Here is a 25442-nt window from a genome sequence, read left to right on the forward strand (position 1 = left end):
ACCCGTAACGACCAGGCATGAAAAAACCGCCACCCCGAAGGGTGGCGGTTTTTTTCGTCCCCGCATATGACATACATCTCATGCAGGATACCGATTCGGAGACGCCGAGGTGACTACCAGAGGCATGTCACCTCGGCGTGGATCCAGACACCCCACCTCACGAGGAGGCGGAGTGTCTCGGGATCACTCCTGACCCAGCTGCTGCTTGATCAGATCACCAATGGTAGTCGGGCCGTTGCTCTCGACTTCCTGGGTACGCGGCTTGGCAGCATCGCGACGCGGTGCTTCAACCTGGTCCTTGGACTTGACGGACAGGTTGATCAGGCGGCTCTTGCGATCCACACCGACGATCTTGGCTTCGACAGCATCGCCGACGCTCAGGACGTTGCGTGCGTCTTCGACACGGTCAGCGCTGATTTCAGAAGCCTTCAGGATAGCGATGACGTCAGTCGCCAGCTCTACCTGAACTTCCTTGGCATCGATGTCGACAACACGACCGGACACGATAGCGCCCTTGTCGTTGACGGCCAGGTACTCGGAGACCGGATCGCTCTCGAGCTGCTTGACGCCCAGAGAGATGCGCTCACGTTCCGGATCGATGGACAGGATGACCGCTTCAGCTTCTTCGCCCTTCTTGTAACGACGCACGGCTTCTTCGCCAGCTTCGTTCCAGGAAATGTCGGAGAGGTGAACCAGGCCGTCGATGCCGCCTTCCAGACCGATGAAGATACCGAAGTCAGTGATTGACTTGATGGTACCGGAGACACGGTCGCCCTTGTTGTGCTTGCCGCTGAAGTCTTCCCACGGGTTGGTGGTGCACTGCTTGATACCCAGGGAGATACGACGACGCTCTTCGTCGATGTCCAGAATCATCACTTCCACGTCATCGCCGACATTGACGACCTTGGACGGGTGGATGTTCTTGTTGGTCCAATCCATTTCGGACACGTGGACCAGACCTTCGACGCCCTCTTCCAGCTCGGCGAAGCAGCCGTAGTCGGTGAGGTTGGTGACACGTGCGTTGATCTTGGCGCCTTCCGGGTAGCGAGCCTTGATGTTGACCCACGGATCTTCGCCCAGCTGCTTGAGACCCAGAGACACACGGTTGCGCTCGCGGTCGAACTTCAGCACCTTGACATTGATCTCGTCGCCGACAGCAACGATCTCGGACGGATGCTTGATGCGCTTCCATGCCATATCGGTGATGTGCAGCAGGCCGTCAACGCCGCCGAGGTCGACGAAGGCGCCGTAGTCGGTCAGGTTCTTGACGATACCCTGAATCTGCTGACCTTCCTGCAGAGTGGCCAGGAGGGCTTCACGCTCAGCGCTGTTCTCGGCTTCGAGGACGGCACGACGAGACACGACAACGTTGTTGCGCTTGGCGTCGAGCTTGATGACCTTGAAGTCCAGTTCCTTGTTCTCGAGGTGGGCGGTGTCGCGCACAGGGCGGACATCGACCAGAGAACCCGGCAGGAAGGCACGGATGGTGTTGATGTCGACGGTAAAGCCACCTTTGACCTTGCCGTTGATCACGCCCTTGACGATCTCGTCTTTCTCGAAGGCGGCTTCCAGCTCTTTCCACGCTTCGGCACGCTTGGCCTTCTCGCGGGACAGGCGGGTCTCACCGAAGCCATCTTCCACGGCTTCCAGTGCAACCATGACTTCGTCGCCGATGCTGATGGACAGCTGGCCACTTTCGTCACGGAACTGTTCAGACGGAATCTGACCTTCAGACTTCAGACCGGCATTGACAGTGATCCAGTCGCCATCGATATCCACGATGGTAGCGGACACGATTGCGCCCGGCTCCATGTTGATGTCCTGGAGTGACTGTTCAAATAAATCAGCAAAGCTCTCGCTCATGGTATTCCTACATGATCAACGTTTGGGGCGGCTTGCACCGCAGTCTCCGTACCACCAGCAAGCACGGGCCATATCTACATATCCCCGGGGGCGTTGACGCTGGTTCGAGATACACCGGCTTTCCGCTTGCCGCCGATGCACCCCATGACACCTTGCCGGGGGGTTGATGACACCTCGGTGTCATCTGGGTTCTGCATCATCACTCGCGAAGCGAGCGAAACCCGCTGCTGCCCGACCCGGAGGCCGTATTGCAACAGCAGGCGATCAATCCGTTGTTCTGACGACTTACAGGCTGAGACTCGAGTCTCAGCGCGCCGCTACCAGGCCGTATTCGACCAGCAGCTGCTGGATGCGTTCGATCACCTGGTCGATGTCGAGATCCGTCGTATCGAGGATCACGCCGTCGTCTGCAGGCTTGAGCGGGGCGACTGCCCGGCCCATGTCACGCGCATCGCGCGCCTGTATTTCTGTCAAAAGGCTCGAAATATTAGCATCGACACCCGCTTCCTGCAACTGGGCATGACGACGACGCGCACGTTCCTCGGCGCTTGCCGTCAGGAAGATCTTGAGCGGCGCACCGGTGAAGACCACCGTGCCCATGTCGCGACCATCGGCCACCAGGCCCGGCGCACGCGCAAAGGCCCGCTGGCGCGCCAGCAGTGCAGTCCGCACGCGCGGCTGGGCCGCGATGATGGAGGCATTGTTGCCGACCGACTCGAGACGGATGTCACGGGTGACGTCCTCGCCTTCCAGAATCACGCTGGTGGCGTCGCCTTCGGCATCGAACTGCACATCGAGGTGCTCGGCGATGGTCGCCACGGCATCCTCGTCTTCCAGCGCCACGCCATGACGCTCGGCGGCCAGTGCCGTCAGGCGATACAGCGCCCCGGAATCCAGCAGATGCCAGCCCAGGCTCGCCGCGACCAGACGACTGATGGTGCCCTTGCCTGCCCCGCCGGGGCCATCAAGGGTCAGCACCGGCGCGTCGCAGATCTGGCTGTGGTGAGGTGTCGCTTCCCCGCTCATGAAGCCTCCTGGCCGGGTGCCACGGCACCGAGGTTCTCGACCTGCATGCCGACTTCAGCGGCCAGCGCCACGAAGTTCGGGAAGGAGGTCGCGACATTGGCGCAGTCGTCGATCAGGATCTCGCCCTGGGCGCGCAGCGCCGCGACACTGAAGGCCATCGCGATGCGGTGATCGCCGTGGCTGTCGACCAGGCCGCCACCGTAGGCGCCGCCACGGATGTCGATGCCGTCCGCGACCACTTCGTGCTCGACACCGATCTGCGCCAGACCATCCGCCATCACCTGGATGCGATCGGATTCCTTGACGCGCAGTTCCTCGGCGCCACGCAGACGGGTCATGCCCTCGGCGTTGGCGGCGGCGATGAACAGTGCCGGGAATTCGTCGATGGCCAGCGGCACCTGGTCTTCCGGAATGTCGATGCCCTTGAGCGGCGCATAGCGGATGTGCAGATCTGCCACCGGCTCGCCACCGACTTCGCGCTCATTGGAGACGCTCAGGTCGGCACCCATCGCCTTGAGGATGTTGATCACGCCGATGCGCGTCGGGTTGATGCCGACGTGCTCCAGCACCAGATCGGAGCCCGGCGTGATGGCCGCGGCGACCAGGAAGAAGGTCGCGGAGGAGATGTCGGCCGGCACGTCGATCGGGCAGGCTTCGAGGCTGCCGCCACCGTTCAGCCACGCCTCGGCGCCCTGACGCTCGACCTTGTAGCCGAAGCCATTGAGCATGCGCTCGGTGTGGTCACGCGTCGGCGCCGGCTCGATGGCACGCGTCTCGCCTTCGGCGTAGAGACCGGCCAGCAGCAGGCACGACTTGACCTGCGCGGACGCCATCGGCATCTCGTAACGGATGCCCTTGAGCGGCTGACCACCGTGGATACGCAGCGGCGGACGGCCGTTGTCTGCGGTATCGATCACCGCGCCCATCTCGCGCAGCGGATTGGCGACGCGGTCCATCGGACGCTTGGTCAGCGAGGCATCACCGGTCAGCTCGGTATCGAAGGCCTGACCGGCCAGCAGACCGGCGAACAGGCGCATCGCGGTGCCGGAGTTGCCGACATACAGCGGGCCCGGCGGCTGCTTCAGGCCGTTGAGACCCACACCGTGAATGGTGACACGACCCTGATGCGGGCCTTCGATGACCACACCCATGTCGCGGAAGGCCTGCAACGTGGCCAGGCTGTCTTCCCCTTCCAGGAAGCCTTCGACTTCGGTCACGCCGGTCGCCAATGCGCCCAGCATGATGGAGCGATGCGACATGGACTTGTCGCCCGGCACACGAATGCGCCCCTGAACCTGCCCACCCGGCAGTGCACGGTACCGCACGTTCTGCTGTTCCATGGTCTGATAACTCGTCTGTTTCAAGAGGGTATTGAAGTAGTGTCGGGCGTGGCTTGCGCGGGTGAATATCCCCAGCATCGCCTCACCATCGCCCGCGGTCACGGCAGCGCGCACCCGCGCTACCCCGGCCTCGAATTCATCCAACGCCTCCAGCACCGCATCGCGGTTGGCCAGATAGACGTCGCGCCACATCACCGGGTCACTGCCCGCGATGCGCGTAAAATCACGGAAACCGCCCGCCGCGTAGCGGAAGATCTCCAACCGCTCATCCTGGCGCGCCAGGCTGTCGACCAGCGAGAACGCCAGCAGGTGCGGCAGGTGGCTGGTGCGCGCCAGCACTTCGTCGTGGCGCGCCACGCTCATGCTCAGCAGCTGGGCACCACATACCGACCACATGGCCGCCACGCGTGCCACGGCCTCGGCATCGCTGTCCGGCTCCGGCGTCAGGATCACCTTGTGATCGCGATAGAGCTCGGGATTGGACGCCGCGACACCGCTCTTCTCGGACCCGGCGATCGGGTGGCCGAGCACCAGATTCGGCGGCATGCGACCGAAGACGCCGAGCGCCGCATCGCGGATCGCGCCCTTGGTGCTGCCGACATCGGTGATGACGGCGTCATCCTCCAGCAACGGCGCCAGTTCGGCCATCACGCTCTGCATCGCCATCACCGGCACGCACAGCACGATCAGCGAGGCGCCCGGCACCAGCGCCGCCAGTTGCGTGCTGCCACCGTCGATCAGCCCCATGCGCTGACCGAGGCAGATCTCGTTGGAGTCACGATCACAGGCGAGAATCTCGCCACGATGGCCCGCCGCGCGCAATGCCGCGGCCAGCGAGCCACCGATCAAGCCCAGCCCGACCAGCAGGATACGCCGCTCGCCGGCCAGACGCTCCGCTGACGGCAGCGAGGACAGCAGGTCTGACGGCGCAGCATGGCGCGTGTGGTCAACCTCGCTCACAGCACACCGACCGGGTAGGACCCGAGCACCTTGACGTCCGCCGCGCACTGACGCAGCTCTTCCAGCGTCGCCGTGATGAGCGGGTCATCGCGGTGGCCACGGAAGTCGATGAAGAAGACGTAGTTCCAGGCACCGGAACGTGACGGACGCGTCTCGACGCGGGTCAGATCGATCTGGTGGCGGTGGAACGGCGCCAGCAGGTCGTGCAGTGCCCCCGGCTGGTTGCGCATCGCCACCACGATGGAGGTCTTGTCATCGCCGGACGCTGGCACCGAGCTGTCACCGATGATCAGGAAGCGCGTGGAGTTGTCGGGGCTGTCCTCGATCTTCTCCTCGACCTTCTCCAGCTCATAGAGCTTGGCCGCCATGTCACCGGCAATCGCCGCACTATGCCACTCGGTGCGCACCTGACGCGCGGCCTCGGCATTCGAGGACACCGCGATGCGCTCGGCGTGCGGGAAGTGGGCATCCAGCCACTTGCGGCACTGGGCCAGCGACTGGGCGTGGGAATAGATGCGCGAGATCTTCTCGCGACGCGTATTCGGGCCCACCAGCAGGTGATGGTGAATGCGCAGCACCACTTCGCCGGAGATCTTGAGCTGCGAGCCCATGAACGAATCCAGCGTGTGGTTGATGACACCCTCGGTGGAATTCTCCACCGGCACCACACCGTACTGCACCGCGCCCGCTTCCACTTCGCGGAACACCTCGTCGATGGCGGCCATCGGCTTGGTCACGGCGCTGTCACCGAAGTGCTTGAGCGCGGCCTGCTGGGTGAAGGTGCCTTCCGGGCCGAGATAGGCCAGGCGGATCGGCTGCTCCAGCGCCAGACAGGCGGACATGATCTCGCGGAACAGACGCGCCATCTCCTCGCCTTTCAGCGGGCCGGGGTTGTTGGCCATGATGCGACGCAACACCTGGGCTTCGCGCTCCGGGCGATAGAACTGCACCTGGCCGTCCTCGCCCACGTCACCGGCCGCCAGCTTGACCTCGGCGACCTGCTGCGCGCAGCCCGCGCGCTCGCTGATCAGGTTCAGCAGCTCGTTGTCGATGGCGTCGATGCGCTGACGCAGGTCGTCCAGCGTCACCGCCTTGCCCGCCGCCTGCGGCGCAGGGCTCTCCTTGGAATCCGACATCTCACCTCCTCCCTTAGCCGTGACGGCGCGCGAAGTCGCCCATGAAGTCCACCAGCGCAGTGACGGCAGCTTCCGGCACGGCGTTGTAGAGGCTGGCACGCATGCCACCGACGCTGCGGTGACCGGCCAGATTCAAGAGACCCGCCGCTTCGGACTCGGCGAGGAAGGTCTTGTCGAGACGGTCATCGGCCAGCACGAACGGCACGTTCATGCGTGAGCGGTTCTCGGTGACGATCGGGTTGGAATAGAAGTCGCTGTCATCGATGGCCGCGTAGAGTGCCTGCGCCTTGCGATCATTGATCGCGTTCATGGCGGCGAGGCCACCGACCTCATCCTTGAGCCATTCGAACACCAGCCCGGAGAGATACCAGGCGTAGGTCGGCGGCGTGTTGAACATGGAATTGGCCTCGGCGGCCGTCTTCCAGTTCAGCATGGTCGGGCAGTCCTTGCGGGCGCGATCGAGCAGGTCTTCGCGCACGATGACCAGCGTCAGACCCGCCGGGCCGATGTTCTTCTGGGCGCCGGCATAGATGACGCCGAAACGGCTGACATCCAGCGGGCCAGACAGGATGGAAGACGACATGTCACACACCAGCGGCACGCCATCCGCTGCCACCTCGGGGATGTAGTCGAACTCGAGGCCGCCGATGGTCTCGTTGGCGGTGTAGTGCAGATAACCCACATCACCCGAGAGCTGGATCGCGTTCTGGCGCGGCACGGCGATCCGGCCATTGCTCTCGCTGGAGGCCGCCACGTGGCTGCCCACCGCCAGGTGCTCGGCTTCCTTGATCGCCTTCTTGCCCCAGATACCGGTATACAGATAGTTGGCACTGCCACCCGCGCCCAGCAGGTTCAGCGGCACACCCGCAAACTGGGTCGAAGCGCCACCCTGCATGAACAACACGCGATAGTTGGACGGAATCTCGAGCAGTTCGCGCAGGTCCGCCTCGGCCTTCTCGGCGATGGCCACGAATTCGTCGGAGCGATGACTCATCTCCATGACGGACAGTCCGCGGCCCTGATAATCCAGCATCTCGGCGCGGGCGCGCTCCAGGACAGCGGTCGGCAGTGCAGCAGGACCGGCGCAGAAGTTGAACTTGCGTGTCATGTCGTCTTATTTCCCGAAAGTGAAGCGACCGCCCCGAAGGCGGTCGCAATCCAGCGTCTTATTCCGCGTCTGTCGGCGGGGTGTCCGTCGACTCGGCGTCATCTCCCGCCTGCACCTGTTCGTCGGTGCTCAGCGCCTCTTCGTCCAGCTCATCCTGCACCACGACGACCTCTTCCGGCTCGTCGACACGCACCGTCGTCACCAGACGCTCCTCTTCCGCGGTGCGGATCAAGGTCACGCCCTGGGTGTTGCGCGAGGTGGTGGACACCTCGGCGACGCGGGTACGTACCAGGGTGCCGCGATCGGTGATCAGCATCAGTTCGTCGTTGTCGCTGACCTGCACCGCGCTGACCAGGTCACCGTTGCGCTCGCTGGTCTGCATCGCGATCACGCCCTGGCCACCACGGCCACGCAGCGGGAACTCTTCCAGGCGCGTGCGCTTGCCGAAGCCATTGGCGGACGCGGTCAGAATGTAGCACTGCGGCACTTCACCGCTGGCGACGCTGTCTTCCGTCACGCCATCGGTGGTTGCCACATCAGCGCTCTCGATGCCTTCCGCCGTCGCGTCCGCGGCGTCATCGACCTCGATCTCATTGTCATCGATCGCGGTGGTGCGCGGAATGATCAGGCTGATGACCTGTGCATCGTCGAGCAGACGCATGCCGCGCACACCACGGGCAGTACGGCCCATCACGCGCACGTTCTGCTCTTCGAAGCGGATCGCCTTGCCGTTGGAGGACACCAGCATGACATGGTCGGAGCCGGACGTGATGTCGGCGCCGATCAGACGGTCACCTTCCTCGATGTCCAGCGCGATCAGGCCGACACTGCGCGGACGCGAGAACTGGCTCAGCGCGGTGCGCTTGACCGTGCCGTTGGCGGTGGCGAAGAAGATGTAGCTGTCGGCGGCATAATCGCGCACCGGCAGGATGGTGGTGACCCACTCGCCGTCGTCCAGCGGAATCAGGTTGACCAGCGGCTTGCCGCGCGAGCCACGTGACGCCTGCGGCATCTCGTAGACCTTGAGCCAGTACACCTTGCCCTTGTTGGAGAACAGCAGCACGGTGTCGTGGGTCGAGGCGACCAGCAGGTGCTCGATGACATCCTCGTCCTTCATCGAGGTGGCGGACTTGCCGCGGCCACCACGCTTCTGGGCCTGGTAGTCAGACAGCGGCTGGGTCTTGGCATAGCCACTGCGCGAGACCGTCACCACCATGTCTTCCTCGTTGATGAGGTCTTCGATGGTCAGGTCACGACGGCTGGTCATGATCTCGGTGCGGCGCTCATCGGCGTACTGGGCACGCACTTCGCGCAGCTCTTCGCGGATGACTTCCATCAGGCGGTCGGCAGAGGACAGGATCTCCATCAGCTCGGCGATGCGCTCGAGGATGGAGGAGTACTCGGCCAGCAGCTTCTCGGTCTCGAGACCGGTCAGGCGATGCAGGCGCAGCTCGAGGATGGCCTGAGCCTGGGCCGGCGACAGACGGTAGTGCTTGGCGTCTTCAGACAGCCCCAGACCTTCCGGCAGATCTTCCGGACGGCAGGAAGTGGCACCGGCGCGCTCGAGCATCTCGACCACCTGGCCCGGCTGCCATTCGCGATCGATCAGCTTTTCCTTGGCTTCCGCCGCGCTCGGCGAGCCCTTGATCAGTTCGATCACCTCATCGATGTTCGAGATCGCCACCGCCAGACCTTCAAGAATGTGGCCACGTTCACGCGCCTTCTTGAGTTCGAACAGGGTACGACGGGTGACGACTTCACGACGGTGACGCACGAAGGATTCCAGAATCTGCTTGAGATTCAGGATCTTCGGCTGACCTTCGTGCAGCGCGACCATGTTGATGCCGAACACGGTCTCGAGCTGGGTCTGGGAGAAGAGGTTGTTGACGACCACTTCACCGGACTCGCCACGCTTGGTCTCGATGACCACGCGCAGACCGTCCTTGTCGGACTCGTCACGCAGCTCGGCGATGCCCTCGATCTTCTTGTCCTTGACCAGTTCGGCGATCTTCTCGATCAGACGCGCCTTGTTCACCTGGTAGGGAAGCTCGGTGATGATGATGTGATCACGGCCGTTCTTGTCGTTGTGCTCGATGGTATGCACGGCACGCACGTAGATACGACCACGACCGGTGCGGTAGGCATCGAGGATGCCGGCACGGCCGTTGATGATACCGGCGGTCGGGAAGTCCGGCCCCGGAATGAATTCCATCAGCTCATCGATGGTCAGATCGCCGTTGTCGATCAGCGCCAGACAGCCGTCGATGACCTCGCCCATGTTGTGGGGCGGGATGTTGGTGGCCATGCCCACGGCGATACCGGAGGAGCCATTGACCAGCAGGTTCGGGGTCTTGGTCGGCAGCACGGCAGGAATGCGCTCGGTGCCGTCATAGTTGTCGACCCAATCGACGGTGTCCTTCTCGAGGTCGGCCAGCAGCTCGTGCGCCAGGCGCGCCATGCGCACCTCGGTGTAACGCATCGCCGCGGCGCTGTCGCCATCGATGGAACCGAAGTTGCCCTGACCATCCACCAGCACATAACGCATGGAGAAGTGCTGGGCCATGCGGACGATGGTGTCGTAGACCGCACTGTCACCGTGCGGGTGGTATTTACCGATCACATCGCCGACGACACGGGCAGATTTCTTGTAGGCCTTGTTCCAGTCATTGTTCAGCTCGTGCATCGCGAACAGTACGCGACGGTGAACCGGTTTGAGGCCATCGCGAACATCCGGCAAGGCACGCCCGATGATGACGCTCATCGCGTAATCGAGATACGACTGCTTGAGCTCGTCCTCGATGTTGACTGGCAGTATCTCTCTGGCGATCTCACCCATGATTCGTCAAATCCTTGAACTCAACTGTTGGCGCCACTGCAGCAACGACGCATGCTCCGTCGGTACTGCAGCGCGGCAGTGGCGTGAAGCAGACACGGGGTGCCAGCTCCGCGGCACCGAAGTGGCGGCATTATATCACTTGCGAGCGCGCCTAGCAGCTCACACGACGCCGCAAGGACACCTCAGTACGGTAGTACGGCCGTCAATATGCGCGGCCTGCTGGCTCATGCCTCGCCGCTGAGGGCGATCAGGCCGTTTCTTCACTGACCAACGCGCCCAGCAGCGCGCCGATCTCGCCGTCCAGCGGCATGGCGCGACCGGTGTCGGTATTCATCAGCACGAAGGTGAAGTCCGCCCTGGAGACCAGCGCCCCGGAGCGCGGATGCACCTCACCCATGCGCCGCTCGCCCAGATGGATCTCCTGGCGCATGATCATCTTGCGGCGCCCGAGCTCTGAAAGCCGCGTGGTGATGACCAGCTCATCATGCACGGTGGCGGGATAGTGCCAATCCAGGTTGAGGTTGACCGCCACCATCGCGATGCCTTCGCGCTTGAGTGCGGCCAGATCGAGATGCGCGAGCATGAACTCCCAGCGCCCTTCCTCATAGAATTCCAGATAGCGGGCATTGTTGACGTGCCCATAGCCATCCAGATGGTAGCCACGCACCGTCAGGGTCGTGCGACTGACGACGCCTGTGCGATTGCCGACGTCTGTGTGAGTGCCGACGTCTGTGTGAGTGCCGACGTCTGCGTGACTGCCGTCCGCTGCCTGCGGTGGATTGCTGTCGTGTTGCATCCCTGCCTCCCGTCCGTGAAACGATCGCGCCGTGCGGCCATCGTCAGCTGATCTTATGCCGGTGACGGACAGAAAAACAAACGCTTGGCTGAATCATGGCAACTGCCCTGCTCGCCATCCCGGCAAGGCGGCTACTCGCCGGACGGACCCTGCGGTGGCCTCTCGCCGCCCTCCTCGTCGAGGAAGTGCCCCTTCTCACCCATGAAGCAGCCGAATATCTGGTTAACCCCCGGCGCCAAGGCGTGATAGTGATAGCCACGCACCGGGTCCGTCTCGCCGCCACACTCATCCAGGTCAGCGGGAACATTGCCGTCCTTGTCCTTTCTGGCGTAGATGGCATAGCCATCCAGCGCATAGCCGATCATCGGTGAGTGACCATCTTCCTGAATGCCGATCTCGGAGCAGCCAGTGGCGGTGTGATAGTGATAGCCCTCATGCGGATTGGCATGCGCGCCACAATCATCGAGCACCCCCAGGGTGTGAGAACTCAGGATCAGCTCCAGCGGCGCCGGCGGGCCGAACAGCACGCCATTGAGCGCCACGCCGGTGTTGGAGCGACCGGCAAGCGAGGTCGGCTCGGCGGCCGGCACCGGTACCTTGGGAATCACGACAGTCTTCTCGATGCCACCGCCCAGTTCCTCAAGCGGACACTCGAGACAGAAGTTGTCGAAGCCTTCGATGGGGTTCGGGTTCCCCGCCACCTCGCAGCCACGCGCGCCATCGATCACGGTGATCTCGCCCGTGTTGACGTCGTACATCTGCCACGCCTTGTCCTTGTAGAGAGTGGCCAGATTCTTGATGAACTCGCCGTCCACCTGATAGAGGGTACCCTCGCCATCCATCCAGGTGCCGCCTTCCTCCTCACCGGAATGGATATTGGGCGGGCAGAAAGGCCCCTCCGGCGAGGTTTGCGGGTCCGCGGGCGCACCGGCCACACGGAACTGATAGCAGGACGTCTGCGTGCCGCCGCTCAAGGTGCAATCGACGGTCTCGACCCCACCGACGATCGCGCCCTCGGCAAACATCCCAGGCTCCAGCCCGACCGCCGCCGGCCCGGATTCGCCGTCAGCGGCTGCCTCTTTCGTGACCGTTGCACTGGTCTCGGCCGCGCTGGCCGCCTTGTCGTGGGCGTCATGCTCCCCGCTGCAGCCGAACAGCAGCAGGGTCAGCGCCGCCAGCGTCAGTGGTCGTGTCCGTTTCAGCGCGCTCGCGCCCGAAGCTCTGCTCTTCACAGCAGTCCCCACAACAGTCTCCACAACAACGTCGTCGATCACTCTGCCGCCCTCCGCGTCTCAAGTCTGATGGTCGATACCTGCGGGTCGATGCCTGCTGATCGATATCTGTCGGTCGATACCGCAAACCGCCAGACCGCGTACCGCCAGGTCGACTCAAGACTAGCGCCACAGCGTGCACACAGTATGTCTTCGCGCTCGCGCGCGATGGTCGACAACCGCAGTGTGACGCAGGGTCACGTCCACGGCGGATGACCCGCCGCATGAGTTTCGCCATAATATGCGCCATTCAGACGGGCAGCCCCCGTTCACCGGACTCAAGGACTGGTCGCATGTGGTTCAAGAACCTGCAACTGTATCGCCTGCACGATAGCGCACCGCTGGAAGAGGGCCGTCTCGCCGACGCCCTGCCGGAGCATGTCTTCCGCCCGGTCACCGGCGTCGAAGCCAAGCGTATCGGCTGGGTAGCACCGGGCGGTCGCAACAGCGATCTGCTGGTGCACGAGATTCAGGGCCATTTCCTGATCAGCGCCCTGCGCCAGGAGCGCGTACTGCCCTCCGCCGTGGTCAAGGAAGAACTCGAGGAGCGCGTGGCCGAGCGCGAGACCGCCGAAGGCCGTCCGCTGCGTCGCCGCGAGAAGCTGACCCTCAAGGAGCAAATCTACGAAGAGCTGCTGCCGCGCGCCTTCACGCGCTCCTCGCGCACCGACCTGTGGTGGGACAGCCGGCGCGGCCTGATCGCCGTCAACGCCTCGAATGCCAAGCGCGCCGAGGAAGTGCTGGACCTGCTGCGTCAGACACTGGGCACGCTCAAGGTCACGCCGCTGGCCGTCGCGCAACCGCCTTCCCAGGTGATGACCACCTGGCTCAAGGATGTCAGCTCACGCCCGGAAGACCTGATCGTCGGTGATCAGGTCGAGCTCAAGGCGCCGGGCGGCGAAGATGGCGTGCTGCGTGCGCGCCAGTTCGACCTCGACGGCGAGGAAATCCAGACGGCGCTGAATCTGGGCCGCGTGGTCAGCAAGCTGGCGCTGGAAGTCGATGGCCGCGTCGCGCTGGTGCTCGGTGAGGACATGGCGCTCAAGAGCCTCAAGTTCGCCGATGCCGTGGTCGATGAAGCCAACGCCCAAGATGACGGCGAAGACCCCATCCTGCGTCTGGAGACCGACTTCGCGCTGATGGCCCAGGTGCTGTCCGGCGTGATCGAGCAGATGACCGCCTGGCTGGGTGGTGAAGCCCAGCCCGCCAGCTGAGCCTTGGGCCCGCTGCCGACCTTCTCTTTTTTCAGAATGACAAACCCGGATGACGTGCGTCGATGACTGACACTGCAACACCCAAGCCTGCCACGACCAGCGAACAGGACCCGTTCGCTGATATTCGCCCCTACCACGACGACGAGGTAGCGGAGGTGCTGGTACGCCTGGAGCAGGACCGCGAGCTGCTCGACACCCTGACTCGCTTCCGCCTGCCGGGCCTGACCCAGCGCTTCCCGTGGCTGGCACGCCAGATCGCGCGCCTGGCCATCAAGCGCGAGATGATTGGCGTCAAGGACGTTGCCAGTTTCCAGAGCCGCATCGCCGTCTACATGGCGCGCATGATCCACACCACCACCACCAGCTTCGAGACGGTGGGGCTGGAGCGCCTGTCGCCGGACACGCCGTACCTGTTCCTGTCCAACCATCGCGACATCTCGCTGGACCCGGCCTTCGTCAACTACGCCCTCTATCGTCACGGGCGTGACACGGTGCGCATCGCCATCGGTGACAATCTGCTGCAGAAGCCCTTCGTCACCGACCTGATGCGCCTCAACAAGAGCTTCATCGTGCCGCGCTCCGCCAAGGGCAAGCGCGCGATGCTGGCCGCCTATCAGTCGCTGTCGGGCTATATCCGCCACTCGCTGACCCACGACCAGCACTCCATCTGGCTGGCCCAGCGTGAAGGGCGCGCCAAGGACGGCCGTGACGGCACCGAGAGCGCCATCATCAAGATGCTGACCATGGCGGCGCGCACCGCCGACAAGACGCGTCCGTTCAGCGAGGCGGTCAGCGAGCTCAACATCGTGCCGGTGTCGATCAGCTACGAGTTCGACCCCTGTGACCTGCAGAAGGCGCGCGAGCTGGCGGCCGTCGCCAATGAAGGCCGTTACGAGAAGGTGCAGTACGAGGACATCAAGTCCATCGCGGCGGGCATCAGCGGCCACAAGGGGCGCGTCAAGCTGGTGTTCGGCGAGCCGCTCAAGGGCGACTTCGAGACCCCGGAAGACGTGGTGAAGGAAGTCGACCGTCAGGTGCTGGCCTACTACACCCTCTATCCGAGCCATCAGCTGGCACTCGAGAAGCTGGCCGCCAGCCGCCCGCAGCTGCGTGAGGAGCCGCGCCTGGCCTCGGCGTTGGATGTCTCGGCCATCAGCGGTGCCGAGCGCGCCACCTTCGAGAACCGCCTCGCAGAGGTGCCCGCAGAGCTCAAGGACTGGTGGCTGGTGCAATACGCCAACCCGATCCTCAATCGCGAAGGGCTCTCCATCGATCTCGACGAGAAGCTCGATGCCGCCGAGGCGACGGACGGCGAGAAGGTCGCTCAGTAAGCCAGCACTGCGGGACAAGACACATCGCCCCCGCACTTGGCACGACCAAAGCCACGAAAAAGCCACCGTCAATCGACGGTGGCTTTTTCGTGGGTCGCTACTTGCGCCAGAAGCTGGGCGAGAACAGCACCAGCACGGTCAATATCTCGAGACGCCCCATCAGCATGCCGATGCAAAGCAACCACTTGGCGCTGTCCGGCAGGCTCGAGAAGTTGCCCGCCGGACCGATGATCTCGCCCAGCCCCGGGCCGACGTTGGTGACGGCCGTGGCGGCGCCGGTCACCGCAGTGATCAGGTCCAGCCCGATGAACGACAGCGCCAGCGCCAGGCCACCGATGGTGATGAAGAAGAAGAACGAGAAGGCGATCACGGCGCGCACCACCTCATCGGGCAGCGCGCGGCCGTTGTAGCGCTGCGAGAAGACGCCATTGGCATGGATCAGCGAGCGCAGATGGTTGCCGAGCATGATCAGGCCGATCTGCAGGCGGAAGATCTTCATGCCGCCGCTGGTCGAGCCGCTGCAGCCACCGACGAAGGTCAGATAGAAGAAGGCCACCACCGCAAAGGGCCCCCAGGCACTGTAGTCGTCGCTGGCGTAGCCGGTGGTGGTCACCACCGAGATGACATTGAAGGTCACCTGGGTCAGCGCCGTGAAGATGGCCTCGCCATTGACGACGCGATACAGCGTCAGCAAGGCGATCACCCACCCCAGCAGACGCAGGAAGCCGCGCACCTGGGCATCACGCCACAGGACGCCGGCCTGGTCCTGCCAGGCGCGGATGAACAGCACGAAGGGCAGCGCCCCCAGCAACATGAACGCCGACGCCATCCACAGCAGATAGGGCCGGTCGGAATAGACGCCCATCGAGCTGTCGTAATTGGAGAAACCGCCGGTGGCCAGCGACGTCATGCCATGCACCAGCGCATCCAGCCAGTGCATGCCACCCAGCCAGTAACAGACGATGGCCAGCAACGTCAGCCCGACGTAGACCAGCCCGATGGCCTTGGCCACGCCACCGGCACGCGGCAGCACCTTGTCGGACCAGTCCGAGGATTCGGTCTGGAACAGGCGCATGCCGCCGACCTTCAGAAACGGCAGGATCGCGATCGCCATCACGATGATGCCGATGCCGCCGACCCACTGCATCAGGCCGCGCCACAGCTTGAGACCATCCGAGAGCCCTTCGATGTCAGACAGCACGGTCGAGCCGGTGGTGGTGATCGCCGACACCGACTCGAACACGGCATCGGTCACGCCCAGGTGGGTCGCACCGAAGATCAACGGCAGGCTCGAGTAGGCCGACACCAGCACCCAGCTCAGCGTCGTCAGCACGAACATCGCACGCGGCTTGAGCTGCAGCTCCACCTTGCGCGATACCGTCAGCATGATGGCCGCCGAGCCGAGCGTGATGCCCAGCGAGATCAGAAAGGCGCTGGCATCCGCATCCGCTTCACCGAGCAACACCAGCAAGGGCGCCAGCATCATCAAGGCCACCACGCACAGCAGCAGGCCGAGTACCCGGACGACCGGCAACCACTCCGAGAGCGACAGAAGGCGAACCAGCGCCTGCGAGTGCGCTCGGGTCGCCTGCCCTCCGCGAGCCCGTCTACGCAGCAGGTCCCGCGAGCCACCCTTCATGCCACCGACCTGTTGATGACCGTCATCATTGTGCGTCCTCAGCGTTTTACCCCATGACGCCCCGGGCGCCAGTCTCAGTGCGGCGATACCCTACACCCTCTTCCGCCGCTGTCCAGCGCCGCCACAGCGGTGACCCGCCGCAGGACATCACGCCCCGACACCTCACGTCAGGCGCCTTGTGCCGCCCTGCAAGCTGCTATCCTGCCAACGACACGCGTAGCCACGCCGCCTGCTCAGCGCCAACACGCCTGAGTCCGGTTGGGCTGCCCAACCCCTGTGCGGTACACTGAGGCCCCAATATGGCAACGATGCGTTCACGGACAAGAACCTCATGCGTCTGACTGATTGGCGAGCCTGGCAGGCGAGTGCGTCCCGCACCGCCCACGACAGCCGCGTAGATATCACCCCCTCCCCGCGTGCCGAGCAAGTCCCGGCCATGCAGCGTCGTCGACTCAGCCCGGTCGGCCAGGCCTGCTGCAAGCTGCTGTTCGCGCTCGACCCTGACGCCGACCTGCCTATCATCCATGCCTCGCGCCATGGCGATACCGGCAAGATTCTCGCCCTGCTGGACGCCGCCACCCAGTCCGACGAAGCCCTGTCACCGGCGCGCTTCTCGCTCTCGGTGCACAACGCCGTACTGGGCATGTACTCGATCACCGGCAAGTCCCATCAGCCGCTGGAAGCCCTCGCCGCCTGCGGCAACGAATTCGAGGCGCTGATGAGCGAGGCGCTCGGCTATCTGAGCGAGCGCGAGGACGTCATCGTGCTGTTCTCCGATATCGCCGCGCCGGAGGCCTTCCTGCACCACGGTGACTACCCGGCCTGCGCCAGCGCCGTCGCCCTGCGCCTGAGCCGCCGCAGTGACGATGACAGCGCATGGACACTGAGCGCAACGCCTGACGAGTCGTTGACGGACAGCGCCCCGACGCCGCTTGAGGTCATCGCCTGGCTCGAGCAGGCCGGGGCTGAGACGCTCGCCTGTCGTCGCCATCACTGGCAGCTGAGCCGCGCTCACGCCACCTCACCGACGCCGCAAGCAGACTGATGCCACGCATGCTGTCGTCTCCCCTCGGGCGCCTGTGGCGTGGCATCGCCACGGCCATCAGCTTCCTGACCTTCGGGCTGGGCGGCTTGCTGGTGGGGGGAATGTGGCCCCTGCTGACACTGGTGGTACGCCGCCCCGAGAAACGACAGAAGCTCGCGCGCAGCATCATCCATTACTGCATGCGCGGCTTCGTGGGCCTGATGCGCGGCCTGGGCGTGCTCGACTATCGCCTGCACGACTGCGAGCGCCTGCAACGCCCGGGCCTGCTGGTGCTGGCCAATCACCCGACGCTGATCGACGTGGTCTTCCTGCTCGCGCTGATTCCCCACGCCGACTGCGTGGTCAAGGGGCGGCTGGCACGCAACCCCTTCACCCGTGGCCCCATCCGCGCCGCGGGCTACATCACCAATGAAGAGCCGCAGGGCGTGCTCGAGGCCGCCGGCGCGAGCTTGACGCGCGGCAATGCCTTGATCCTGTTTCCGGAAGGCACGCGCAGCGTGCCCGGGCGCGCGCTGAAATTCCGCCGCGGCGCCGCCAACATCGCGCTGCGCACGCCAAGCGAGATCACCCCCGTGCTGATCGACTGCCAGCCCAGCACCCTGACCAAGGGCGAGCCCTGGTATCACATCCCGGCCCGGCGGGTGATGCTCAATATCAAGGTGCTGCCGGACATGACGGCACATGTCGCACCGCCACCGGCAACAGAGGATGAGGTACCGCTGTCACGCGATGCCCGCCAGTTGACGCGCCGCCTGGCCAGCGACTTTGCCGCTGAACTGGCCGCCTTTCAGCAACGGATTCACGAGTCATGACGACGCGCGGCGCCGTACTGCCCTGATCTTGATGTTGATCAGATAGCGAGAAAAACGGATTAAGATATTCGGCCTTCCCGCCGTTAATAAAGCCTGCTGCCATTCATACCGGCCATTATCGGTACGCCGACACGAGGAATACTCATGAGCGATAGCGCCAAGCTGGAACTGGAACTCAAGCAACTGATCATCGACACCCTGGAGCTTGAGGACATCACGCCGGACGACATCGTCGCCGATGAGCCGCTGTTCGTGGACGGCCTGGGGCTGGATTCGATTGACGCCCTGGAACTCGGCCTCGCGCTGCAGAAGCAGTACGGCATCACGCTGGACGCCGAAGCCGAGGACACCCGCGCGCATTTCGCCAGCCTCAATGCCCTGCGTGAACTCGTGGAGGCCCGTCGTGAGCGCTGAGCAACAGACCGCGTCCCGCGAAGAGATCTATGCCCATGTGCGCAGCACCCTGATCGAGCTGTTCGAGATCGATGCCGCTGACATCCACCCCGAGGCGCTGCTCTATGAAGACCTCGACATCGACAGCATCGATGCGGTGGACCTGGTGGTCGAACTCAAGAAGTTCACCGGCCGCCGCATCGAAGCCAATGATTTCAAGAGCGTACGCAGCCTCGATGACGTCGTGACTGCCGTCGAGCAGCTGATGAAGCGCCAGGCATGACGTCATTGTCCTCTGGTCGAGGGCGGCGCCCGTCACTGCCAAGGCTGCTGCTTGGCGGGCTGGGCGTGGTGGCCGCCGTGTGCTGGCCGCTGCTGGTCTATGCCCTGCTCTCGCGGCTGACGGCAGACTCGGCGGGCGACGCGACCAGCGGACATGTCTCGCCCTGGGTGTGGGCACTGATCGCGCTGGGCGCCTTGCTGATCCAGCGTCTGCCCCTGCCCTTGATCCTGCGCCTGTCGCTGGCCGCGCTGCTGATCGCCATCAGCCTGCTCAGCGAGGCGGAACTGGGGCTGCGCGCCTATCCGGTGCTGGTCAATCTGGCCATGCTCAGCGTGTTCGCCACCAGTCTGTGGCGCGGCATGCCGGTCATCGAGCGTCTGGCGCGTCTGCAGGAGCCTGATCTGCCCGCCGCCGGCGTGCGTTATACCCGCAAGGTCACCCGTGTGTGGTGCGGCTTCTTCGTCTTCAATGCCAGTGTCGCCGCGGCCACGGCGCTGTATGCCGACCTCGCGACCTGGACGCTCTACAACGGCCTGGTGAGCTACGTGCTGATGGGGCTGCTGTTCTGCGGCGAATGGCTGGTACGCCGTCGCCTGCGCCGCGCCGATGGCTGAGCTCGGTTATCGATGAGCTTGGCTATCGATAGCTGAGTCCATGCATGGATACGCCCCGCGTGGATTTGCCCGGCGTGGATACGCCCCCAGATGAATTCGACTTTCTGAAGAGTTGCCTGCCTCACATGTCTGATGCCCGCCAGCCTGCCAGCCGCGCCACTGAGCAAGACGCCGCCCAGCGCGCCACCTCCCTCATCCATCAGGGCTGGCGCCAGCTCGCCCGCCTCGCACCCGCGGCGCCGGCCTGCTGGCTGGCCAGTCCCGGTCAGCCGCTGCGCCCGCTGAGTCGTGCCGAGCTGATGGCACGCGTCGACGCCTGGCATCAGTGGCTGGACAACCTGCCCGCAGCGCATGACGGCCGCCGGCCCGGTGCGCGCTGGGTGCTGTTCCAGCCCACGGCGCTTGGCGCCTGCGTGCAGCTGCTGGCGCTGTGGGAGCGCGGCATGCTCGCCGTGCTGCCCGGTGACGACCGCCCGGAAACCCTGGCCCGCCTGGCCGAGAGCAGTGATGGCCAGCTGCCCGAGACCAGCGCCACTGGCTGGCCGCCGGAGCAACCCGGCGCTGCCAGCTCTGTTGCCGCACCAAACACACCGTTCGAGATCACGCCGGACGGCGCGCGCCTCGCGCTGGAGCTCTGCACCTCCGGCTCCACCGGCGAGCCGCTGCGCTTCGCCAAGCGCTTCGATCAGCTCGAGGCCGAACTGGCCGTGCACCGCACGCTGTGGCCGCTGGCGTCAGACACTGACTCAGCGTCTGAGCCAAGCACAGGCGCCGTCAGCCTCAGCCAGGTCAGTCACCAGCACATCTACGGACTGTTGGTGTCGCTGCTGCGCCCGCTCAGCGAAGGGGTGCCGTTTCTCAGCGAAGCCTGCCACTACCCGGAGCAGCTGGCCGCCGCCATCGCGCAGCTGTCCGGCCTCGGGCATTGCTGCCAGCTGGTCAGCTCGCCGGCCCAGCTGGCGCGCCTGCCACAGGTCAGTGACGAGAGCCGCGTGGCGGGCCAGGCTCAGGATCAGGCTCAGGTGTTGCGTGTCTTCTCTTCAGGTGCCCCGCTGCCGGCCGAGGCCGCCCGCCACGCCGAGAACTGCCTGCAGGCGCCGGTGATCGAGATCTACGGCAGCACCGAAACGGGCGGTATCGCGCGTCGCCGCCAGCACGAGACGCCCCACTGGACGCCGCTACCGGAAGTCGAGATCCTCTTCTCGCCCGCCTTCGCGGTGCGCTCACCGTTTCTGGAACAGCCAGACCAGTGGTGGCAGCAGGCCGACAACGCCGCGCCGCTGCCGGCTGAGCCGCCGTCGCAAGGCGAGCAGCAGGCGGCGCCACGCTTCCAGCTGCTGGGGCGCAGTGATCGGCTGGTCAAGCTGGCCGGCAAGCGGGTCTCGTTGAGCGCGGTGGAGCGCTGCCTCAGCGCGCAAGCGGAGGTGCTGGAGGTACGTTGCCTGCCGATGCCCACCCGCGATCATCGCCTGGGCACGGTGGTAGTGATGGACGAGAGCGCACTGCCGCAGGACCACGCCAGCCGCCGCGATCTGATCGCGCGGCTGCGCCGTGCCCTGATACCGGGTTTCGAGCGCATCGCCCTGCCGCGCTACTGGCGATTCGTCACGCGCCTGCCGCTGAATGCCCAGGGCAAGTTCACGGCGGACTCCGTCGCGCGACTGTTTGCCGATCTCGACGATCATCGTCTGCCACGCTGGCTGGGCGAGACCTCCAGCGGCCCGCAGCAGCTGACGCTGGAAGCCGAGGTGCCCGACAGCCTTTGCTACCTCGAGGGGCATTTCGCCGCCCAGCCACTGGTGCCCGGCGTGGTGATGCTCAAGTGGGCACGCGATCTCGGCCGCCGCCTGCGCCTGGCGGGTGTCGGCGTGCAGGAAAGCCGTTTTCAGCGTCTGGAGCGCATCAAGTTCTCCAACCTGTTGCTGCCGGGCATGCGCTTCACGCTGGCCGCGACACTGGTCGCCGACAGCCACGGCCTGCGCGTCGACTTCCGCCTGGAATCCCGCGCGGGCCTGCACGCCAGTGGCCGCTTGCGCTACGGTGCTGAAACCGATGGCACACCTCTCAGTTCGCCACTTAGTTCACCCCAGACGACACCCACACCGGAGGCGTCATGAGCCAGCCCCAGGCGCCGATGACCGGCCACACATCCTCTCCCCCCAACCGCGAGTCGCCACTGCGCGCCTGCGTGGTGATTCCGGTCTACGACCACCCCGCCACCATCGCCGGCGTGTGTGCGGGTCTGGCACCGCTCGGGCTGCCCATCGTGCTGGTGGATGATGGCTGCAGCGCGCCCTGCGCCGCGGTGCTGGATCAGCTGGCGGCCGAGGGTCATCATCTGGTGCGTCGCGAGCAGAACGGTGGCAAGGGTGCTGCGGTGCGCAGCGGCCTGCAGGCCGCCGAGCAGCTCGGCTTCACTCATGCCCTGCAGGTGGATGCCGATGGGCAGCACGACGTCAGTGATCTGCCCGCCTTCCTCAACGGCATGCAGGAAAACCCCGACTGCCTGCAGATCGGCTATCCGCAATACGACGCCAGCGTGCCGCGCATCCGCTTCTATGGCCGCTACGCCTCGCACATCTGGGTGTGGATCAACACCCTGTCGCTGGCCATCCGCGACACCATGTGCGGCGTGCGCCTCTACCCGCTGGCCGCCACCAACCGGCTGCTGGCGCGTCATGACTGTGGCGATCGCATGTCCTTCGACACCGAGGTGCTGGTGCGCTGGTACTGGGCCGATGGCGAGGTCGCCAACCTGCCGGTGCATGTCAGCTATCCCACCGGAGGCGTCAGCCACTTCCGCCCCGGACACGACAACCTGTTGATCAGCGCCATGCACACGCGGCTGTTCCTCGGCATGCTGCTGCGCTCGCCGAAACTTGCCTGGCGCACGCTGTCGGGACGCAATGGCAGGACATCATCCACTCATGTCAGTCGCCCCTCGCAGCCTGACGACGCGAAGGGGAAACACGAATGACCCATTGGGCACGCCTGTCGGAAACCGGCTCCACCACTGGCATGCGCCTGATGGTGACGATTCGTCGTCGCCTCGGTGCCTGGCCGTTTCGCATCGCGCTGTTTCCGGTGCTGGCGTGGTACTTCCTGCTGCGCGGGGTGGCGCGGCGTGCCTCCTTCGAATTCCTCAAGCGCCTAGAGCCAGACCTCAGTGGCGTGCGCCTGTGGGCGAGAAGCTTTGCCCACTTCATGCAGTTCGGTGAGGCGATCATGGACAAGGTCTCGGCCTGGAGCGGCGAGATTCCGCTGTCCTCGCTGACCGGCACCGGCCCGGAAGACCTGCGTGACGCCGCGCTGCGGGGCGAGGGCGGCATCATCCTTGTCGCCCACCACGGCAATCTGGATGTGATCAATGCCATCGGCGAGCGCCACGACATCGATCTGTGCGCACTGGTGCACACGCGTCACGCCGAGAAGTTCAATCAGCTGCTGGAGCAGGCCACCGGCCGCAAGCCGCCGCAGATGATCGAGGTCAGCGAGATCACGCCCGCCACCGCCATGGCGCTGGGCGATCGCGTCAATCGCGGCGGCTTCGTGGTCATCGCCGCCGACCGCGTGCCGATTCCGCCCACCGTCGACGATGCCAAGGCCGATACCAACTCGGTCGAAGCCAACACGGCAGAAGGCAGCAGACCCGCGTCGCCAGCCAGTGCCGCGGCCTCACCGCGCGTACTGCACTGTGACTTCATCGATCAGCCCGCGCCCTTCCCGCAGGGGCCCTTCATGCTGGCCGCGCTGCTGCGCTGTCACGTCTATACCCTGAGCTGCATTCGCGAACAGGGCGGCGCCCATCCGCGTTTCCGGGTCGATTTCGCGCCCTTCGATGACAGCCGCGCCGTCAAGCGCAGCGGTCGCGAGGCATGGATCCAGCAGGCCATGCAGCGCCATGCCCGTCATCTGGAAGCACGCGTGAAGCGCCATCCGTTGCAGTGGTTCAACTTCTTCGACTTCTGGCATCAGGCGCCTGACAGCACGTCGAATCCAGACAGCGCGTCGGCTCCGAAACAGGACGCCTGAGCCGCGCCGGGCCTGCGACAACGCTGCTTCGCGCCCGGCTCAGCGGCCTTCACCTTGTTCGGTCTTCACGTTCAGCGCATTTTCACGCTTCTCTCTTCGCCAGGTACCTCGTCATGTCACAGCCCGCCACCTCTTCCTCCGCCCTGATTCTCGACGGCAGTGATATCACCCTCGAGCAGTTGATCGATGTCGCCGAAGGCCGCCGTGAGGTGCGCCTGACCCCGGATGCCGCCTTCCGCGCCCGTATCGAGGCCGGCCCGGCCCTGCTGGAACGCCTGCTGGAAGAAGAAGGCGTGGTCTACGGCGTCACCACCGGTTACGGCGATTCCGTGACGCGTGCCGTGCAGGGTGCAGAGGACCTCGAAGCCCTGCCGCGCCACCTCTATACCTTCCACGGTTGTGGCATGGGCGCGGACCTGGATGTGGTCAGCAGTCGCGCGGTGGTGATGGTGCGCCTCGTCTCGCTGTGCCGTGGTGTCTCCGGGGTCAGCATGGCGCTGCTGGAGCGCCTCGTATGGCTGCTCAATCACGACATCCTGCCGCGCATTCCCGAGGAAGGCTCGGTGGGCGCCAGCGGCGATCTCACCCCGCTGTCCTATTTGGCCGCCGTGCTGTGTGGCGAGCGTGAGGTCTGGGTGCGCCCCGGCGCAGGCCAGCCCCACGCGCTGCGCTCGACGGCCGAGGTCTTCGCGGCACACGGCCTGACACCCTATGTGCTGCGCCCCAAGGAAGGGCTGGCACTGATGAACGGCACCGCCGTGATGACGGCCCTCGCCGCGCTGGCCTACGGCCGCACCACCTACCTCAGCCGCCTGAGCGCGCGCATCACCGCGCTCAGCGTGCAGGCGCTGGAAGGCAACCCCTACCACTTCGATGCCGACCTGTTCGCTGCCAAGCCGCATCCCGGTCAGGCCCGCGTGGCCCAGTGGCTGCGCGATGACCTGGCCCACCCGGCGGCGCCGGAAGTCGATGCCACGCCGATCAACTCGCCGCGCCTGCAGGACCGCTACTCGACGCGCTGCGCGCCCCACGTCATCGGCGTGGTCGAGGACAGCCTCAGCTGGTGGCGCAGCTTCCTGGAGACCGAGCTCAACAGTGCCAACGACAACCCGCTGATCGATGTCGAGGCCGGCAAGATTCTCCACGGCGGCCACTTCTACGGCGGCCATGTGGCAATGGTGATGGACAGCCTCAAGACGGCGGTCGCCAACCTGGCCGACCTGCTCGACCGCCAGCTGGCACTGCTGGTCGACAGCCGCTACAACCGTGGCCTGCCCAGCAACCTCAGCGGTGCCACGCTCGAGCGCGCGCCGCTCAATCATGGCTACAAGGCGGTACAGATCGGCGCCTCGGCCTGGACGGCGGAAGCCCTCAAGCTGACCATGCCCGCCAGCGTCTTCTCGCGTTCCACCGAGTGCCACAATCAGGACAAGGTCAGCATGGGCACCATCGCCGCGCGGGATGCGCTGCGCGTGCTGACACTGGTGGAACAGGTCGCCGCTGCCACCCTGCATGCCGCCGTGCAGGGCAGCGAGCAGCGCGCCGACATCACGGGTCAAGCCGCCACGCCGCCCAGACTGGCCGCCTTCACCCGTGAGCTGCGTGAAGACATCGCGCCCCTCGAGGAAGATCGCGCTCTGGAAGCCGACCTGCGCCTGCTGTGTGCGCGCATCCGTGAGCGCCATTGGACCCTGACCGCAGGCGAGGCCAACGCATGAGTGAGCGGACAGCCTTGAGCGAGGC

At 65.1% G+C, this 25442-nt stretch carries 20 protein-coding genes; 11 read left to right on the top strand and 9 right to left on the bottom strand.

The genetic code is table 11. The annotated features are described in order from the left end of the window. Window positions 1-183 precede the first annotated feature (183 nt). The 8 genes from rpsA to HA399_RS13295 all read right to left on the bottom strand — a co-directional run bounded on the left by rpsA (window position 184) and on the right by HA399_RS13295 (window position 12297). Window positions 184-1863, bottom strand: a complete 1680-nt coding sequence (gene rpsA / locus HA399_RS13260; RefSeq protein WP_043331442.1) for a 30S ribosomal protein S1 — start codon at window positions 1861-1863, stop codon at window positions 184-186. Window positions 1864-2169: 306 nt separating this feature from the next. After that, complete coding sequence (gene cmk / locus HA399_RS13265; protein ID WP_043331443.1) at window positions 2170-2889, bottom strand: (d)CMP kinase; 720 nt, start codon at window positions 2887-2889, stop codon at window positions 2170-2172. Beyond that, complete coding sequence (locus HA399_RS13270; RefSeq protein ID WP_279833265.1) at window positions 2886-5117, bottom strand: bifunctional prephenate dehydrogenase/3-phosphoshikimate 1-carboxyvinyltransferase; 2232 nt, start codon at window positions 5115-5117, stop codon at window positions 2886-2888. Before HA399_RS13270 ends, cmk begins: the two co-directional genes overlap by 4 nt. A 68-nt stretch (window positions 5118-5185) precedes the next feature. Continuing rightward, window positions 5186-6325 carry a prephenate dehydratase gene (gene pheA / locus HA399_RS13275; RefSeq protein WP_052384256.1) on the bottom strand — a complete coding sequence of 380 codons (1140 nt, stop codon included), beginning with the start codon at window positions 6323-6325 and terminating at the stop codon, window positions 5186-5188. A gap of 13 nt (window positions 6326-6338) precedes the next feature. Continuing rightward, window positions 6339-7433 carry a 3-phosphoserine/phosphohydroxythreonine transaminase gene (gene serC / locus HA399_RS13280; protein WP_404325224.1) on the bottom strand — a complete coding sequence of 365 codons (1095 nt, stop codon included), beginning with the start codon at window positions 7431-7433 and terminating at the stop codon, window positions 6339-6341. A gap of 58 nt (window positions 7434-7491) precedes the next feature. Then, entirely contained in the window at window positions 7492-10269 is a 2778-nt protein-coding gene (gene gyrA / locus HA399_RS13285; RefSeq protein ID WP_404325225.1) for a DNA gyrase subunit A, read from the bottom strand. Window positions 10270-10516: 247 nt separating this feature from the next. After that, window positions 10517-11065, bottom strand: coding sequence for an acyl-CoA thioesterase (locus HA399_RS13290; protein ID WP_404325226.1), 549 nt, complete (start codon window positions 11063-11065; stop codon window positions 10517-10519). A gap of 131 nt (window positions 11066-11196) precedes the next feature. After that, window positions 11197-12297: a YHYH protein gene (locus HA399_RS13295; RefSeq protein WP_404325227.1), complete on the bottom strand. Its 1101-nt coding sequence runs from the start codon at window positions 12295-12297 to the stop codon at window positions 11197-11199. A gap of 332 nt (window positions 12298-12629) precedes the next feature. Between HA399_RS13295 and HA399_RS13300 the strand changes: the two genes are divergently transcribed. Together HA399_RS13300 and HA399_RS13305 are read left to right on the top strand one after the other, a co-directional pair. Next, entirely contained in the window at window positions 12630-13550 is a 921-nt protein-coding gene (locus tag HA399_RS13300) for a recombination-associated protein RdgC (protein WP_043331446.1), read from the top strand. Window positions 13551-13612: 62 nt separating this feature from the next. Next, window positions 13613-14881, top strand: coding sequence for a 1-acyl-sn-glycerol-3-phosphate acyltransferase (locus HA399_RS13305; RefSeq protein ID WP_052384259.1), 1269 nt, complete (start codon window positions 13613-13615; stop codon window positions 14879-14881). A 97-nt stretch (window positions 14882-14978) separates the two neighbouring features. On the opposite strand, the gene HA399_RS13310 is transcribed toward HA399_RS13305, so the two are convergent. Further along, window positions 14979-16520, bottom strand: a complete 1542-nt coding sequence (locus HA399_RS13310; protein WP_404325228.1) for a TrkH family potassium uptake protein — start codon at window positions 16518-16520, stop codon at window positions 14979-14981. 331 nt (window positions 16521-16851) lie between these two features. Between HA399_RS13310 and HA399_RS13315 the strand changes: the two genes are divergently transcribed. The 9 genes from HA399_RS13315 (at window position 16852) to hutH (ending at window position 25417) form a co-directional block, all read left to right on the top strand. Beyond that, a complete protein-coding gene (locus tag HA399_RS13315; RefSeq protein ID WP_404325229.1) occupies window positions 16852-17565 on the top strand; it encodes a beta-ketoacyl synthase chain length factor in 714 nt (237 codons plus the stop codon). Between the two features lie 8 nt (window positions 17566-17573). Next, entirely contained in the window at window positions 17574-18377 is an 804-nt protein-coding gene (locus HA399_RS13320; protein ID WP_404325230.1) for a lysophospholipid acyltransferase family protein, read from the top strand. A 144-nt stretch (window positions 18378-18521) separates the two neighbouring features. Next, complete coding sequence (locus HA399_RS13325) at window positions 18522-18791, top strand: phosphopantetheine-binding protein (protein ID WP_043331448.1); 270 nt, start codon at window positions 18522-18524, stop codon at window positions 18789-18791. After that, complete coding sequence (locus HA399_RS13330; protein ID WP_404325231.1) at window positions 18781-19053, top strand: acyl carrier protein; 273 nt, start codon at window positions 18781-18783, stop codon at window positions 19051-19053. Before HA399_RS13325 ends, HA399_RS13330 begins: the two co-directional genes overlap by 11 nt. Beyond that, window positions 19050-19667: a hypothetical protein gene (locus HA399_RS13335; protein WP_404325232.1), complete on the top strand. Its 618-nt coding sequence runs from the start codon at window positions 19050-19052 to the stop codon at window positions 19665-19667. The genes HA399_RS13330 and HA399_RS13335 overlap by 4 nt, the downstream gene beginning before the upstream one ends. Before the next feature lie 125 nt (window positions 19668-19792). After that, window positions 19793-21784 (top strand): AMP-binding protein, encoded by a 1992-nt coding sequence (locus HA399_RS13340; protein WP_404325233.1) that lies wholly within the window; start codon window positions 19793-19795, stop codon window positions 21782-21784. Beyond that, entirely contained in the window at window positions 21781-22644 is an 864-nt protein-coding gene (locus HA399_RS13345) for a glycosyltransferase family 2 protein (RefSeq protein ID WP_404325234.1), read from the top strand. Before HA399_RS13340 ends, HA399_RS13345 begins: the two co-directional genes overlap by 4 nt. Beyond that, window positions 22641-23699 carry a glycosyl transferase gene (locus HA399_RS13350; RefSeq protein WP_404325235.1) on the top strand — a complete coding sequence of 353 codons (1059 nt, stop codon included), beginning with the start codon at window positions 22641-22643 and terminating at the stop codon, window positions 23697-23699. Before HA399_RS13345 ends, HA399_RS13350 begins: the two co-directional genes overlap by 4 nt. Before the next feature lie 113 nt (window positions 23700-23812). Beyond that, entirely contained in the window at window positions 23813-25417 is a 1605-nt protein-coding gene (hutH, locus tag HA399_RS13355; RefSeq protein ID WP_404325236.1) for a histidine ammonia-lyase, read from the top strand. Window positions 25418-25442 lie beyond the last annotated feature (25 nt).

It is taken from the genome of Cobetia sp. UIB-001 (assembly GCF_044789135.1).
In the GTDB taxonomy this organism is placed as follows: domain Bacteria; phylum Pseudomonadota; class Gammaproteobacteria; order Pseudomonadales; family Halomonadaceae; genus Cobetia; species Cobetia amphilecti.

What these genes read in the sequence shown, in the direction of transcription:
- HA399_RS13310 (WP_404325228.1), bottom strand. Translation starts at nt 16,520, where the DNA reads ATGAAGGGTGGCTCGCGGGACCTGCTGCGTAGACGGGCTCGCGGAGGG.
- HA399_RS13345 (WP_404325234.1), top strand. Translation starts at nt 21,781, where the DNA reads ATGAGCCAGCCCCAGGCGCCGATGACCGGCCACACATCCTCTCCCCCC.
- HA399_RS13290 (WP_404325226.1), bottom strand. Translation starts at nt 11,065, where the DNA reads ATGCAACACGACAGCAATCCACCGCAGGCAGCGGACGGCAGTCACGCA.
- HA399_RS13300 (WP_043331446.1), top strand. Translation starts at nt 12,630, where the DNA reads ATGTGGTTCAAGAACCTGCAACTGTATCGCCTGCACGATAGCGCACCG.
- HA399_RS13340 (WP_404325233.1), top strand. Translation starts at nt 19,793, where the DNA reads ATGTCTGATGCCCGCCAGCCTGCCAGCCGCGCCACTGAGCAAGACGCC.
- rpsA (WP_043331442.1), bottom strand. Translation starts at nt 1,863, where the DNA reads ATGAGCGAGAGCTTTGCTGATTTATTTGAACAGTCACTCCAGGACATC.
- cmk (WP_043331443.1), bottom strand. Translation starts at nt 2,889, where the DNA reads ATGAGCGGGGAAGCGACACCTCACCACAGCCAGATCTGCGACGCGCCG.
- hutH (WP_404325236.1), top strand. Translation starts at nt 23,813, where the DNA reads ATGTCACAGCCCGCCACCTCTTCCTCCGCCCTGATTCTCGACGGCAGT.
- HA399_RS13325 (WP_043331448.1), top strand. Translation starts at nt 18,522, where the DNA reads ATGAGCGATAGCGCCAAGCTGGAACTGGAACTCAAGCAACTGATCATC.
- gyrA (WP_404325225.1), bottom strand. Translation starts at nt 10,269, where the DNA reads ATGGGTGAGATCGCCAGAGAGATACTGCCAGTCAACATCGAGGACGAG.
- serC (WP_404325224.1), bottom strand. Translation starts at nt 7,433, where the DNA reads ATGACACGCAAGTTCAACTTCTGCGCCGGTCCTGCTGCACTGCCGACC.
- HA399_RS13335 (WP_404325232.1), top strand. Translation starts at nt 19,050, where the DNA reads ATGACGTCATTGTCCTCTGGTCGAGGGCGGCGCCCGTCACTGCCAAGG.
- pheA (WP_052384256.1), bottom strand. Translation starts at nt 6,325, where the DNA reads ATGTCGGATTCCAAGGAGAGCCCTGCGCCGCAGGCGGCGGGCAAGGCG.
- HA399_RS13305 (WP_052384259.1), top strand. Translation starts at nt 13,613, where the DNA reads ATGACTGACACTGCAACACCCAAGCCTGCCACGACCAGCGAACAGGAC.
- HA399_RS13315 (WP_404325229.1), top strand. Translation starts at nt 16,852, where the DNA reads ATGCGTCTGACTGATTGGCGAGCCTGGCAGGCGAGTGCGTCCCGCACC.
- HA399_RS13320 (WP_404325230.1), top strand. Translation starts at nt 17,574, where the DNA reads ATGCTGTCGTCTCCCCTCGGGCGCCTGTGGCGTGGCATCGCCACGGCC.
- HA399_RS13350 (WP_404325235.1), top strand. Translation starts at nt 22,641, where the DNA reads ATGACCCATTGGGCACGCCTGTCGGAAACCGGCTCCACCACTGGCATG.